This is a genomic window from Neisseria brasiliensis, assembly GCF_009671065.1.
GTDB lineage: Bacteria > Pseudomonadota > Gammaproteobacteria > Burkholderiales > Neisseriaceae > Neisseria > Neisseria brasiliensis.
Window position 1 is genome coordinate 353116 of the sequence record NZ_CP046027.1, and the last position, 14171, is coordinate 367286.

Below are 14171 nucleotides of genomic sequence, written 5' to 3' on the forward strand. Positions count from 1 at the left end.
AAGAAGACCGAATAATAAAGAATTTACTGAATCCTGTCTAGTATATTTTCCATTATTTTTTGAGATTTTCAATAAACAATTGAAATAAAATTAAATAAATTTTAACGCAACATGCCTAGGCCGGATAAATCTTGCGCCATCTTGGCCGCAGCATTGTCAGTCATGCCGCCGACAAAATCCAAAATCTTCATGTAGGCTTGGTAAAGTGTGTCATTTTCGGTGATGGGGTCATCGTTTTTGAGCAATTCCAACACCAAAGATTGGCGCAAATCAACATGTTTGTGCACCAGATACGCATAAGCCGCCGGCACCAGCAAATTCAAAATAGAGCCCAAGCACGGGAATGTGGCAATTTCGGTAATAAGCTTGGTGTGATGTCGGAAAATGCGTGTGCGCGCCAAATCTTTGGCTTTCTCAAGCGTATTTTGTACTTCAGGGCTGCACAAAGCGATTAAGTCTTTGCCTTTGAATTCGCCGTTGAGCAAGTCGGATTGGTGTTTCATAAAGGTTTGCGCGACATCATCAATTGCCCGCCCGATGGCAATGCCGCGTAGCATGGCGCAACGCTGGCGACTGGATTGGGCATACCATGTGCTTTCAGCAAAGGTCAGCTCGGATAATATGCTTTCGACTTCGGTATCGCTGAGCAAATCCAGCTCAACCGCATCTTCTAAGTCCAACAAGGCGTAGCAAATATCATCGGCGGCTTCCATCAGATAAGACAGCGGATGACGCGCCCAATGGTTTTCGCCCAATTGCAGCAAGCCCAATTCTTCGGCAACACATTGAATAAACGGCAACTCGGTTTGGTAAATATTGAATTTCTTTCTGCCGTTGGGATGCAACGTCGTCCACGGATATTTCAGCAAAGCGCCGATGGTCGCCGCCGTCAGTCGCATACCGCCGCGATTGCGGTACATTTCCAACGTCGCCAAAATGCGCAAACTGTGGGCATTACCTTCATAGGTTTGCACATCATTGCGCTCAATTTCGCTCAAGCCTTGCAGATAGCGGCTGTGTTGCGGATTACGAAACCAATCACGCAGCGCGTCTTCGCCGGTGTGGCCAAACGGCGGATTGCCCAAATCATGCGCCAAACATGCAACCTGCACCACCGCGCCGATATCACTCGGGGTATTACCCAAAGGCAAAAACTCACCGGCTTGCAACATCATGCCGACACGGTTACCCAAGCTTCTGCCGACGCTGGCCACTTCCACGCTGTGGGTTAAACGATTGTGGGTCAAATCGTGCTCGGCAAAGGGATGAACTTGGGTTTTGCGCCCCAAGCGGCGGAACGAGCCGGAAAACACCACGCGGTCGTAATCGATGTGAAAATCGGTGCGCAAAGCATCCATGCCTTCTTGTGTGGACGGCGTTACCGTCGGCACAATGCCGCCATCTTTCACGCGAAAGCGTTGGGTGGACAATAAATCCTGCCAGTTCATTTTTGCCTGCATGAGTAAGGTTCCGTATCAGTTTGAATGATTTGACTATACAATAAATTGAGGCCGTCTGAAAGTTTCAGACGGCCTCACAATAACCACTTATTTATTACCGCGCATCAGTTCGAAAAATTCGTTGTTATCTTTGGAATCTTTCAACTTGCCCACCAAAAATTCTGTGGCTTCGATTTCGTCCATCGGATGCAGGAATTTGCGCAGCAGCCACATGCGTTGCAACTGGTCGTTCGGCACCAGTAATTCTTCACGGCGGGTGCCGGATTTGTTGATGCTGATGGCCGGGAACAGACGTTTTTCAGCCATACGGCGGTCGAGGTGCAATTCCATATTGCCCGTGCCTTTAAATTCCTCATAAATCACGTCGTCCATGCGGCTGCCGGTTTCAACCAATGCAGTAGCGATGATGGTGAGCGAACCACCCTCTTCCACGTTACGCGCCGCGCCGAAGAAGCGTTTCGGACGGTGCAAGGCATTGGCATCGACACCACCGGTCAAAATCTTGCCTGAAGTCGGCACCACGGTATTGTACGCGCGCGCCAAGCGGGTAATCGAATCGAGCAGAATCACCACGTCTTTTTTGTGTTCAACCATGCGTTTGGCTTTTTCCAACACCATTTCAGCCACTTGCACATGGCGTTGCGCCGGTTCGTCAAACGTGGAAGACACCACTTCGCCTTTTACGCTGCGGCTCATCTCGGTCACTTCTTCCGGACGCTCGTCAATCAGCAACACGATTAATTCAACTTCCGGATTATTGGCCGTAATCGCGTGGGCAATGTTTTGCAGCATCACGGTTTTACCGGTTTTCGGCGGCGCCACCAACAAAGCACGTTGGCCGCGACCAATCGGTGACACCAAATCAATCGCGCGGCCGGTAAGGTTTTCTTCGGCTTTGATGTCGCGCTCGAGCTTGAATTGTTTGGTTGGGAATAAAGGCGTTAAATTTTCAAACAAAATCTTGTGTTTGCACGCTTCCGGATCATCGCCGTTGATGGTATCCAAGCGCACAAGGGCGAAATAACGCTCATTGTCTTTCGGTACGCGCACGCTGCCTTCAATGGTGTCGCCGGTGTGCAGATTAAAGCGGCGGATTTGGCTTGGGGAAACGTAAATATCGTCAGGGCCGGCCAGATAAGAAGTGTCGGCGCTGCGCAGGAAGCCGAAGCCGTCGGGCAGAATTTCCAAAGTGCCCGAGCAGGTAAAGCTCTCACCCTGCTTCATTTTTTGGCGCACAATGGCGAAAACGAGGTCTTGCTTGCGTAAACGGTTGGCATTTTCGATGCCATGCTCTTCGGCCATTTCCAACAATTTGGAAATGTGTAATGTTTGTAATTCAGAAACGTGCATAATGAGTGATTTTGATAGAATTGAAGACGACGGATGCCGTCTGAAGGAATAGATCATGCCGTATGAAAGGCATATGCTGAAAGAAAATGGAATTTTAGGCGGTCAGGCTTTTTGTGTCAAATATTATCCGTATTTGGTCGGGATTGAAGATGGAAGGCCGTCTGAAAAACATACTTTCAGACGGCCTTAATCTTACGCCTTAGCCTGCCAAGAATCTTTCAAGGTTACAGTGCGGTTGAATACCGGCTGCTCGGCGCTGTGGTCTTTGCGGTCGGTCACGAAATAGCCGATACGCTCGAATTGCCAGCGGCTTTCGGGTGGCAAGGTGGCGGCCACTGGCTCGGCGTAGGCGGTGATTTCTTTCACCGATTCGGGATTCAGGAAATCGGTAAACGGCAGATATTCGCCGTCTTCGCCACGGATGGCATCGGGACGTGCTTCGGTAAATAGGCGGTCGTACAGGCGCACTTTGATTTCAGCGGCGTGTTCGGCAGATACCCAGTGAATCACGCCTTTGACCTTGCGGCCTTCCGGATTTTTGCCCAGTGTGTCGTGATCGATGCTGCATTTGAGTTCGGTAATGTGGCCGTCAGAATCTTTAACCACTTCATCGCACTTCATCACATAGCCATGGCGCAGGCGCACTTCACCGCCTAGGGTTAAGCGTTTCCAGCCTTTTGGCGGTTCTTCGGCAAAGTCGTCGGCTTCGATATAAATGGTTGGCGAAACCGGCACTTCACGTTCGCCCATTTCTTCGTGATTCGGGTGGTAGGCAGCGCGGCGGCTTTGGGTTTTGCCGGCTTCAAAATTGGTCAAGGTCACTTTCAACGGGTTCAACACCGCCATTAGGCGTGGGGCGGAATTTTCTAATTCTTCGCGAATCGCGCCTTCCAATACGCTCATGTCCACCACGTTTTCTGATTTGGAAATACCCACGCGCTTGGCAAACAGGCGCAAGCCTTCGGGCGTGTAGCCGCGGCGGCGCATACCGGAAATGGTCGGCATACGCGGGTCGTCCCAGCCGGATACATGGCCGTCTGAAACCAATTGGTTCAGTTTGCGTTTCGAGGTAATGGAATACAGCAATTCCAAGCGTGAAAATTCGTATTGGCGCGGACGGGTTGGATGCGGTGCGGGGATATTGTCGAGCACCCAATCATACAGCGGACGGTGTGATTCAAATTCCAGCGTACACAGCGAATGGGTAATGCCTTCAATCGCATCGGAAATGGCGTGGGTGTAATCATACATCGGGTAGATGCACCATTTGTCGCCGGTATTGTGGTGATGCGCGCGGCGGATGCGGTAAATCACAGGGTCGCGCAGGTTGACGTTGCCCGCGGCCATATCGATTTTCAGGCGCAGGGTTTTGCTGCCGTCGGCAAATTCGCCGTCGCGCATCTTGTAGAACAAGTCCAAGTTTTCTTCCACGCTGCGGTCGCGGTAAGGGCTGTTTTTGCCCGGCTCGGTCAGCGTACCGCGATATTCGCGCATTTCTTCGGCAGTCAAATCATCGACATACGCTTTACCTTCTTTAATCAAACCGACTGCGTAATCAAACAGTTGGTCAAAATAATTCGAGGCATAACGCGGCTCGCCCGACCATTCAAAGCCCAACCAGCGCACGTCTTCTTTAATCGAATTGACGTATTCGTCGCTCTCTTTTTCGGGATTGGTGTCGTCAAAACGCAGGTTGCACAGGCCGTCGTAAACATAAGCCAAACCGAAGTTCAGGCAGATGGATTTGGCGTGGCCGATGTGCAAATAGCCGTTTGGCTCAGGTGGAAAACGGGTTTGAATAGCGCTGTGTTTGCCGCTTTGTAAGTCGTCTTCGATGATGGTGCGGATGAAATGGTTGTCCGCAAATTGTTCTTTATTCAGCATAAAATCGTCTTTATGAAAGATAAGGATTCAGACGGCCTGTTGGTCTTGAAAAGGCCGTCTGAAAAGAAATTTTGAAAAATGAATTGTACCTGAGATGGCGGATTTGATAAATCGTTTAGGCGCAAGGTTGAGTCGCTGCCAAGCAAGCATGGCGCGCATTCATTTCGTCTGACCACGCGGCCAATTCGGAGAATCCTTCCATGGTATCGGCTTGGGTCAAGGCGTTGCGAAAACGGAGAAAATCAATCGCGCACACGGCATTGAGTGTGCCGATATTCAATTCTGTGCCAAATGGCTGAATGGCTTCGGCCAACACCGGCAGCGTGCGCGTGTTGCGCTGCATAATCTGGGCATGGCGCGACTGCCACCATTCAGCTTCGGCGCGCAACAGCTTTTCACCGACCATATCAATGGTGTTGTCCAGCATACCTGCGGCCAAATCGTGCAGATTCAAGATTGCCCAACGATTGTCACCTTGCGGATATAAGCTGTCGTTACTGCCGTGTGCATCAAGGTATTCGGCGATGACATTGCTGCTGTAAAGCCATGTGCCGTCATCGGTTTGCAACACCGGAATGCGGCCGAGCGGTGTATCGCGGTTGTGTTCGGCTTGTTCGGAAAACGCTGCGCCGCTGATGAGATGGGCTTCAATCTGCGCCTCCAAGCCGTGATAAGCGGCCACGGCACGCACTTTGCGCACATACGGGCTGGTATTGGAATACCATAATTTCATGTTCTGCTCCTAAGATGAGCGCGTAGGCGGCGTGAGCCATTCCACGCCGGCGCTGTCGAGAATTTTGCGCATATTATCGGCCGGCGCGCGGTCGGTAAACACTTTATCGAATTCGGTAATGCTGCCCAAGCGCACTAAGGCATTGCTGTTGAACTTGGTGTGATCCACGCCCAAAAACTTCACGCGCGCATTGTTCATCATCGCCTGCATCACGCTGACTTCTTTGTAGTCGTAATCCAAAAGCGAGCCGTCTTCTTCCACGCCATGGGTGCTCATCACCGCATAATCGACTTTAAATTGATTAATAAAATCCACAGTAGCCACGCCGGTCACGCCGCCGTCAATCGGGCGCACCACGCCGGACGTGATAATCACAATATAGTCGCTGCGTGAAGATGCCATTGAGGCGACGTAAATATTGTTGGTGATGATGCGTAAGTTTCGGCGCTGCTTAATCAGCGCGGCGGCCACGGCTTCCATGGTGGTGCCGATACTGAGAAACAGCGAGGCATTATCGGGAATTTGGTCGGCAATCAGTTGCGCAATGGCATTTTTCTCTTCCTGATGGCTGTTGCGCTTGCCTTGTTGCAACTCGCTTTCTAATACATCACCCAAAGTCGCCCCGCCATGATAGCGGCGCAACACGTTTTCTTCGCTCAATAAGTTAATATCACGGCGGATGGTCTGCGGCGTTACGTCCAATTCTTTGGCCAATTGGTCGATGGACATATAATGCTGCGCGCGCACCAATTCGATGATTTTTTCGTGTCTTTGGATTCGTGGTTTCATGGTATTCTCTTTTGTGTGGCCTGCCGTATTGTTCTTATGCAGAATATTTTTAGAATTTTGCCAAATTTTGCTAACGGCTTCAACCAAATGAGGAAAAAACCACCATCAAAAACGGCGCCGCCACATTAACGATAAAGCCGAAACTAATCGCCAGCGGCACAGCGGCCAAACCACCCGAGCTTTGGATAACCGGCAAAGTAAAATCCAAGCTGGTCGCCCCGCCCACGCCCACCGCCGCGCTCGGATGGCGGCGCATCAACATCGGAATAAACACCAGCGCAAAAAATTCCCGCCCCAAATCGTTCAAGAGCATAATACTGCCCCACACCGCGCCGTAAGCTTCGGTCATCACCAGGCCCGACAAAGAATACCAGCCGAAGCCCGAAGCCAGAGCCAAGCCTTTCAGCCACGAGACATCTTCATTCAACGCAGCAAACAACCAACCGCCGGCCAACGACGATGCCATCATGATCATGGCCGTCTGAACGCCGCGCTTATTAATCAATACTTGGCGCAAACTCACACCGCTGCCGTTGAGCTGGATACCGATCAGCAACACCAGCGCCATCAGGCAATACATACCCAAGTTTTCAGACGGCAGCCACACGTCGGCCATCAATTTGCCGAATACAAAACCCAAAGCCACGCAGCCGAGCTGTTTGGCGCTGCCCGATAAACTCACATTGGCTTTTTGGCCCGAACCTTTGGCCTGCCACGGAAAGCGGCGGTCAAACCACATCAAGGCCAGTAAATTCATGCCGATGGTGCAGGCAAACAATAATAAAGTCGTCAGCACGATGGTATTGAGTTGCGAACCCAAATTCTCCACGCGCGCGAGCGACACGCCGATTAAAAACAGCACGGCATACACCAGCACCACCAGCATTTTATCCACTAAGGCCAAATAATGTTTGGGCAGGCGGATAAAAAAACCAAGAAACATCGGCACCAACACCGACAATAAGGTTGTCAAACTTTCCATTTTTTCCCACATCAAAGGCCGTCTGAAAACCTTTCAGACGGCCTCTCTTTGATTCATTAATGCAATTCGTTTTGCGCTTCGTATTTGCCTTCCAAGCGCTCGATACAGCTGCCCAAGTGACGGCGCAACAGTTTCAACACCCGCGTGCGTTTGCCTGCGGCGAGCAAATCCAAAATTTCGCGATGCTCATTATAGGTGTGGCCGCTGGTGCGGTGGCCGTGGCCGTGGCTGCGTTCGCCAAATACCGCCACAATCAGCGATGAGCGGGCGCACAAGGTATTCATGATTTCAAACAATACATCATTATCCAACAGGCGCACCAATTCAACGTGGAAGGCATTGGCCAAACGGTTCCAGCCCACGCTGTCGCCGTTTACCGATGCTTCCGCTTCGCGCTCAATCATGTCATACATCGGTTGCAAACGCGTTTCTAAATCCGGCAATTCAAGCAGCAAATTGAAAATCATCGCTTCCAATTCGATGCGCGACTTATACACATCCTGAATTTCTTTCAAATCCGGCACATGCACGAAAGCGCCGCGATTAGGCTGCAAATCGACAATTTTATCGTGCGCCAACAGCGACAAAGCGCTGCGCACGGTATTGCGTGAACACACCATCTGGCGACACAAATCGGATTCGGTCAGCTTCTTGCCCGGCAACAAAACGTGGTCTGTAATGGCATCCAAAATAGATGCATAAACACGGAAAAGCTCGGAATCATGTCGCTCTTCCAAAATTAATGAAGACGTCGCCGGTGCAGTATTGGTTGCGTTATGATTTGATTTATTTTGATTATTCATTTGATTTTCCTAGCAATTTTACTTGCACAAACGGATTATTTATAATATTAATAAAATTTGTTGACAATTCAGAGCATAAATTGCACAATAACTCTAAAGAAAAGCCAAGTATTACAAGGCGGTTAAATAGAGAGAAAAGGTTCAAATCGGCAGATATATTCAAGATACAGCTTGAATATATCTGCTTTTTTGATGGGCGATTTGCAGGCAAATGTTGCGCCATACGGATTTAATCTGCCCTATCATGCTGTTCAGACGGCCTTTTACGCTATTTCGCCATGCGCGCCCTAACGAGCTATTTTACCTGAAAACGGCATTATTAATTCATTTTTAAATGAGGCCGTCTGAAAAATCCCACTGCCCTTTGCCACACCCCAGATTTGAGCTTTGCCCAAGATAGGGAATGTGCAAAGTCATCAGGCTTCAGCAACTTCAAAACTGTGCGTGACCTTCGCCGCTTTGCCCAACATAATCGATGCAGAGCAGTATTTTTCCGCCGACAATTCCACCGCTTTGGCAATTGCCGTTTCTTTCAAATCATGACCGATGACTTTGAAATGAATATGGATTTCGGTAAACACGCGCGGTGCTTCATCGGCGCGTTTGGCTGTTACCGTGGCTTGGCAATCGACTACTTTTTGGCGTTGCTTCTCGGCAATCATCACCACATCAATGCTGGAACAACCGGCCACACCCAGCAACAACATTTCCATCGGGCTGGCACCGCGCTTCACCGCGCCTTCCGCCGCCGCACCTTCCATCACCACACTGTGTCCGCCCTCAGTGGTGCCGACAAAACACATTCCGTCCAACCATTTTGATGTAACTTGCATATTCTATACTTTCTTAATAAGCACCGCACTGGATTTGGATGCGGCTTAGATGTCGCGTATTGTAAACAATTCCATGCCAAATTACCAATGCTGCTAATGGTGTAATAATTTTTGATGCGCAAAAAGATGCTGCGCTTAAAACAACATCAGGCAATATTCTCGCCATGAGGTTTTCGTTTAAAGCATGATGTTATTAGGTATATGATGCTTCTTCATGAAATATCCATACTCAAGGCCGTCTGAAAAACAGATTTTCAGACGGCCTTTTACCATCACAATCAATCTTTATAAGCCCAATGGTTCACCGGCCCGTGACCTGCGCCGATGTTCAGCGGTTGGCTGATGGCGGCGGTGATGTAGTCTTTGGCGGTTTGCACGGCTTCTTCTACGGCAAAACCTTTGGCCAATTCGGCGGTAATACAGGCAGAGAAGGTACAACCGGTGCCGTGGGTGTGCGGCGTTGGGAAACGCAGGCTTTCCATTTCCACCACATCATTCGGTGTAAACAGCCAATCGGTGCAGACTTCGCTTTGGCTGTTGTCCAGATGGCCGCCTTTAATCACCACATGCTTCACGCCCGCTTCTTGCAGCAGCCGCGCGGCGCGTTCGGCATCTTGGCGGTTGTCGATTTTCACGCCGGTCAAGGCTTCGGCTTCGGGCAGGTTGGGCGTAAGCACATCGGTGCGCGGCAACAAATGTTTTTTCATTGCTTCCACTGCCGAATTGTGCAGCAAAGAAGCGCCGCCTTTGGCAATCATCACCGGATCGAGCACCATCTGGCCGAAACGGCAACTTTGCAGATTATCCGCCACACATTCGATGATTTCCGCCGTGCCGAGCATACCGAGCTTGAACGCGCGGATGTCGAAATCGTCGGCCACCGCTTTGATTTGCGCGGTGATGATGTCGGTCGGCACGAAATGCACGCCGTGTACGCCCAAGGTATTTTGTGCCGTTACCGCGGTCAGCACACTGGTGCCAAATACGCCGCGCATTTGAAAGGTTTTCAAATCGGCCTGAATGCCCGCGCCGCCGCCCGAATCGGAACCGGCGATGGTTAAACTTTGTACGAATGTTTCTGCCATTTTTATTCTCCTTAAATCGTTCAGACGGCCTTATTAAACATGCCGTCTGAAAAATTGTTTCAAAATATAATCATGCGTTTGTCTGTTCAGACGGCCTCAACACGCGCTTTGTCGGCCAAATCTTGCGCGCTCGTTATGGCTAAGCTGTCGATTAGCTTCACGCCAAACGTGCCGCTTTGGCGTTCATCCAAACCCTGTGCGGCGGCTTCTCCGGCAACGGCGTAAAAGGTGCAAGCGGCTGTGACCGCAGCCAAATCATCGCCCTGCTCCGTTGCCAAAAATGCCGCAATCACAGCACCGAGCAAGCAGCCTGATGCGGTAATCTTCGGAAACAGCGGCGTGTTGTTGTTCACGGCAAATGTCGATTGGCCGTCTGAAACATAATCCGTCTCGCCGCTTACCGCCACAATACATTGATATTTCTGCGCCACCGCTGCCGCAATCTGCGCCGCGTTGACCGCACCTTGCCCCGCATCCACACCTTTGCCCTGCCATGCTTCTCCGGCAATAAAACCAATTTCCGCCGCATTGCCCCGTATCGCTGCAAACTTAATTTTTTCAAGCAAACGCGCCACGGTTTCACGGCGCAACGGCGTCGCGGCCACGCCCACAGGGTCAAGCACCACCGGAATGCCACGCGCATTGGCCGCTTTTCCGGCGGCAAACATCGCCGCGATGGTGGATTGTTCCAATGTGCCGATGTTAATCAGCAAAGCATCGCAAATCGCCGCCATATCCGCCATTTCATCAGGCTCGTTGGCCATAATCGGCGAAGCCCCCGCCGCCAGCAAACCGTTGGCGGTGAAATGCGCGGCCACGGTATTGGTGATGCTGTGCACCAAAGGATTGCGCGCGCGCATGTGGTCAAGATAGGCAAAATTCATGATGGTTTCCTTAACAATCGTTCAGACGGCCTTGAACTTAACGAGGCCATCTGAAACTTTATCCAGACTGAAAAAAGCACAACCCGCCGATGCGCGGGTTGTGCCTTCATAGCAATCAATGCTTGTGATGAGTTTCCTACGCCAGTGCAAACTGTATCAGGTTCACGGGTATATTCTCAGCAGCATTGCAACCGCACCCCGACTCTAATCAATAAAATACCCGGCTATATTAGCTTAGATTATCGTGCCATGGCAATGTTTGGTGCATGGCGGATCAGTACGGTTATTTTCAACATAAACCTCACTTATTTGATCAGCCTTTATCGATTTTAGTTAAATAAACATCCATTATGTTAGCAAACGTTAAAATTTATATTGGGGGCTTAGGAAGCAAAAATATTAAATTGGGTTATTTCGAAGCATCTTCATTAATATTTTACCTAAATCTTCATGCCGGTGGTTAAACCTAAACTCCGTTTCTTTAAGATGCAGATAAAACATCTCTTTGGAAATACCATGAAATTTAGCCAAACGCCCCTTAGCATAACTCCAAAAAGATTCAATACCATTGATATGTTGCTTTCCTCGAGCAAACTCATTGGAACCATGATGGACACGGTAATGCTTCTCATAGCCCATATCGACAAGACCGTCATATGCTTTCCAGCCGTCAGTATTGATTTCACTGTCAGCAGATATGTGACCACGTATGACCTTGATTAGTGAGGCTTTCGAAGCGTCGGGAACGATTTCCGTATAGACCACGCCATTGCGTTTCAGTATGCCAAATACGATGGTTTTACCTGACGCTCCGCGACCGCGCTTACCCCTGATACGTCGCGCACCAAAGTAAGATTCATCTAATTCGACCACACCGGACAGTGGTGAGCTTTGTTCGCACAGAGCAGCAATCCTGTGTCTGATTTTCAGGAAAATAGGATTGATACTGCGTACACTAATGCCGGTCATTTTAGCAGTATCGGAAGCGGTCAAATCAAGAGCGAAACAGCGGATTATTTCTCTAAACTTTTGCTCTGAAATTTTGCTGAACTTTTGATACTTATTTTTTAGTTTCATATTAGGAGCTTATCAGGTTTTTTGATGATTTTGCTTCCTAAGCCCCTATCTTATATGGCACGCCACGATGCAGTGATGCAAGATTTGCAAGATTTGGGGGAGCAACCTGATACCTATAACAAAGCCCTACCACAGGAAATTGGCAATAAAGCCATCGGCTGGCTCTACTGCGCCGAAGGATCTAACTTAGGTGCAGCCTTTCTGTTTAAACACGCGCAAAAACTGGATTACAACGGCGAACACGGCGCACGCCATCTGGCACCACACCCCGACGGCCGCGGCAAACACTGGCGCGAATTTGTCGAGCATTTAAATGCGCTGCCTTTGTCACCAGAAGCAGAAGCAGAAGCCATTCAAGGTGCCAAAGAAGCATTTGAGTTTTATAAAACCGTTTTGCGCAAAACCTTTGGCTTACCCGAAGGCGCAGAAGCACCGGCAGGTTTCCAACCACACCGTCATTAATCAAATTATTGAAGTATCAGGCCGTCTGAATATTCAGACGGCCTGATACTTTTTAAACAGACTCTCAAAGATGCCAACATTGACAAGCCCGATTCGGAAGCGTAGTTTTAAGCCATTGCCACTTGAGGCCGTCTGAAACTTTTCAAAGGACTATCCCATGCAACTCAACGACCCACACTTATTGAAAAACCTGTGTTACATCAACGGCCAATGGTTACCGGCAAAAAGCGGCCAAACCATACTCATCACCAATCCGGCTAATGGGAAAATCGTCGGCGAAGTGCCCGACATGGGCGAACAAGAAGCGCGCGAAGCGGTCGATGCCGCCTATGCCGCGTTGCCCGAATGGTCGGCGCAAACCGCGCAAGAGCGCAGCCGCATTTTGCGCCGCTGGTTTGATTTGATGATGGAACACCAAGACGATTTGGCCATGATTCTGACCATGGAACAAGGCAAGCCTTTGGCCGAAGCGAAAGGCGAAATCGCTTACGGCGCGTCGTATATCGAGTGGTTTGCCGAAGAAGCCAAACGCGTTTATGGCGACACCATTCCGGCGGTATCCGCCGACCAACGCGTGCAGGTCATCCGCCAACCGGTCGGCGTGTGCGCCGCGATTACGCCTTGGAATTTCCCCAACGCCATGATTACGCGCAAAGTCGCGCCCGCGCTGGCCGCCGGCTGCACGTTCGTCATCCGCCCTGCGTCCAAAACGCCGCTTTCTGCGTTAGCGATTATTGAATTGGCCGAACGCGCAGGTATTCCGAAAGGCGTGTTGAACATCATTACCGGCTCATCGCGCGACATCGGCGGCGTGTTGACGCAAGACACACGCGTGCGCAAATTCAGCTTTACCGGCTCGACTGAAATCGGCCGCAAACTGATGGCACAATGCGCCGACAGCGTGAAAAAAATCTCGTTGGAATTGGGTGGCAATGCGCCGTTTATCGTATTGGATGATGCCGAAATCGACGAAGCAGTCAAAGGCGCGGTAGCGAGCAAATTCCGCAATGCCGGACAAACCTGCGTCTGCGCCAACCGCTTTTATGTGCAAGACGGCGTGTATGAAGAATTTGTCGAAAAATTCACCGCCGCCGTGCAAAAACTCACCGTCGGCAACGGCTGGGAAGACGGTACCGACATCGGCCCGCTGATTGATGAAGAAGCGGTGAAAAAAGTCAAAGAATTCATCGATGATGCACAGCAAAAAGGCGGTAAATTATTGTGGGGCGGCGGTTCAGACGGCCTGTTTATGCAGCCTGCCGTATTGCGCGATGCCACGCAGGACATGAAGTTTGCCAAAGAAGAAATCTTCGGCCCGCTCGCGCCGGTGTTCCGTTTCAGCCACGATGAAGAAGCGATCAAATTCGCCAACGACACCGAATTCGGCTTGGCCGCCTATCTCTACAGTCGCGACATCGGCCGTATCACTCACACCCAAGAAGCCTTGGAATACGGCATGGTCGCAGTGAATACCGGCGGTTTATCTAACGTAGCTGCGCCGTTTGGCGGCATCAAACAATCGGGCATCGGCCGCGAAGGCTCGAAATACGGCATGGATGATTATCTGGAAATGAAATACATCGTCACTGCTGGCGTGAGCCGCTAAATATAAACAATCTATTTTTAAGGCCGTCTGAAAACCCAGGTTTCAGACGGCCTTTTGTTATCCAATCAAGCGATTGATTCTACTATATTTATTTCCTATGAAATGATTCCACATAAAGTATTGATAAAAAATAATATAATTTATTTGTTATATAAAGAAATATATGCTAAAAATAAATTACCATGACAAACTTGTTTTGAATCATGGATTAAGCGATTAAAAC

The 14171-nt window shown here is 50.0% G+C and carries 12 protein-coding genes, 1 pseudogene and 1 riboswitch; of the genes and pseudogenes, 2 read left to right on the top strand and 11 right to left on the bottom strand.

The features are described from left to right. Positions 1-101: 101 nt before the first annotated feature. From GJV52_RS01905 to GJV52_RS01960, 11 genes are all read right to left on the bottom strand, one after another. A complete protein-coding gene (locus GJV52_RS01905; protein ID WP_195690056.1) occupies positions 102-1460 on the bottom strand; it encodes a deoxyguanosinetriphosphate triphosphohydrolase in 1359 nt (452 codons plus the stop codon). An 87-nt stretch (positions 1461-1547) separates the two neighbouring features. Then, on the bottom strand, positions 1548-2810 hold the full coding sequence (gene rho / locus GJV52_RS01910; RefSeq protein WP_095503031.1) for a transcription termination factor Rho: 1263 nt from the start codon (positions 2808-2810) through the stop codon (positions 1548-1550). Between the two features lie 192 nt (positions 2811-3002). Beyond that, entirely contained in the window at positions 3003-4694 is a 1692-nt protein-coding gene (locus GJV52_RS01915) for a glutamine--tRNA ligase/YqeY domain fusion protein (RefSeq protein WP_100564251.1), read from the bottom strand. Positions 4695-4809: 115 nt separating this feature from the next. After that, a complete protein-coding gene (locus GJV52_RS01920; protein WP_100564249.1) occupies positions 4810-5427 on the bottom strand; it encodes a glutathione S-transferase in 618 nt (205 codons plus the stop codon). A 9-nt stretch (positions 5428-5436) separates the two neighbouring features. Next, positions 5437-6216 carry a DeoR/GlpR family DNA-binding transcription regulator gene (locus GJV52_RS01925; protein ID WP_095503034.1) on the bottom strand — a complete coding sequence of 260 codons (780 nt, stop codon included), beginning with the start codon at positions 6214-6216 and terminating at the stop codon, positions 5437-5439. A 79-nt stretch (positions 6217-6295) separates the two neighbouring features. After that, positions 6296-7198, bottom strand: a complete 903-nt coding sequence (locus GJV52_RS01930; protein ID WP_100564256.1) for a lysine exporter LysO family protein — start codon at positions 7196-7198, stop codon at positions 6296-6298. Positions 7199-7254: 56 nt separating this feature from the next. Beyond that, positions 7255-8001, bottom strand: a complete 747-nt coding sequence (locus GJV52_RS01935; RefSeq protein WP_100564247.1) for a GntR family transcriptional regulator — start codon at positions 7999-8001, stop codon at positions 7255-7257. 416 nt (positions 8002-8417) lie between these two features. Beyond that, entirely contained in the window at positions 8418-8834 is a 417-nt protein-coding gene (locus GJV52_RS01945) for an OsmC family protein (protein WP_095503036.1), read from the bottom strand. Between the two features lie 278 nt (positions 8835-9112). Then, a complete protein-coding gene (gene thiD, locus GJV52_RS01950) occupies positions 9113-9919 on the bottom strand; it encodes a bifunctional hydroxymethylpyrimidine kinase/phosphomethylpyrimidine kinase (protein WP_095503037.1) in 807 nt (268 codons plus the stop codon). Positions 9920-10005: 86 nt separating this feature from the next. Beyond that, complete coding sequence (thiM, locus tag GJV52_RS01955) at positions 10006-10803, bottom strand: hydroxyethylthiazole kinase (RefSeq protein ID WP_095503038.1); 798 nt, start codon at positions 10801-10803, stop codon at positions 10006-10008. Between the two features lie 116 nt (positions 10804-10919). Further along, a riboswitch (TPP riboswitch) is annotated at positions 10920-11014 on the bottom strand. A 188-nt stretch (positions 11015-11202) separates the two neighbouring features. Continuing rightward, on the bottom strand, positions 11203-11880 hold the full coding sequence (locus tag GJV52_RS01960; protein ID WP_095503842.1) for an IS1595-like element ISNme3 family transposase: 678 nt from the start codon (positions 11878-11880) through the stop codon (positions 11203-11205). Between the two features lie 45 nt (positions 11881-11925). Here GJV52_RS01960 and GJV52_RS01965 point away from each other — a divergent pair. Then, a pseudogene (locus tag GJV52_RS01965) lies at positions 11926-12342 on the top strand (biliverdin-producing heme oxygenase); the annotation flags it as partial. Between the two features lie 157 nt (positions 12343-12499). After that, a complete protein-coding gene (locus tag GJV52_RS01970; protein ID WP_100564577.1) occupies positions 12500-13948 on the top strand; it encodes an NAD-dependent succinate-semialdehyde dehydrogenase in 1449 nt (482 codons plus the stop codon). Positions 13949-14171 lie beyond the last annotated feature (223 nt).

Excerpts from the sequence above, each read along its gene's own strand:
- thiM (WP_095503038.1), bottom strand. The coding sequence starts at position 10,803 with ATGAATTTTGCCTATCTTGACCACATGCGCGCGCGCAATCCTTTGGTG.
- GJV52_RS01930 (WP_100564256.1), bottom strand. The coding sequence starts at position 7,198 with ATGGAAAGTTTGACAACCTTATTGTCGGTGTTGGTGCCGATGTTTCTT.
- GJV52_RS01915 (WP_100564251.1), bottom strand. The coding sequence starts at position 4,694 with ATGCTGAATAAAGAACAATTTGCGGACAACCATTTCATCCGCACCATC.
- GJV52_RS01925 (WP_095503034.1), bottom strand. The coding sequence starts at position 6,216 with ATGAAACCACGAATCCAAAGACACGAAAAAATCATCGAATTGGTGCGC.
- GJV52_RS01960 (WP_095503842.1), bottom strand. The coding sequence starts at position 11,880 with ATGAAACTAAAAAATAAGTATCAAAAGTTCAGCAAAATTTCAGAGCAA.
- GJV52_RS01920 (WP_100564249.1), bottom strand. The coding sequence starts at position 5,427 with ATGAAATTATGGTATTCCAATACCAGCCCGTATGTGCGCAAAGTGCGT.
- GJV52_RS01945 (WP_095503036.1), bottom strand. The coding sequence starts at position 8,834 with ATGCAAGTTACATCAAAATGGTTGGACGGAATGTGTTTTGTCGGCACC.
- GJV52_RS01935 (WP_100564247.1), bottom strand. The coding sequence starts at position 8,001 with ATGAATAATCAAAATAAATCAAATCATAACGCAACCAATACTGCACCG.
- GJV52_RS01970 (WP_100564577.1), top strand. The coding sequence starts at position 12,500 with ATGCAACTCAACGACCCACACTTATTGAAAAACCTGTGTTACATCAAC.
- rho (WP_095503031.1), bottom strand. The coding sequence starts at position 2,810 with ATGCACGTTTCTGAATTACAAACATTACACATTTCCAAATTGTTGGAA.
- thiD (WP_095503037.1), bottom strand. The coding sequence starts at position 9,919 with ATGGCAGAAACATTCGTACAAAGTTTAACCATCGCCGGTTCCGATTCG.
- GJV52_RS01905 (WP_195690056.1), bottom strand. The coding sequence starts at position 1,460 with ATGCAGGCAAAAATGAACTGGCAGGATTTATTGTCCACCCAACGCTTT.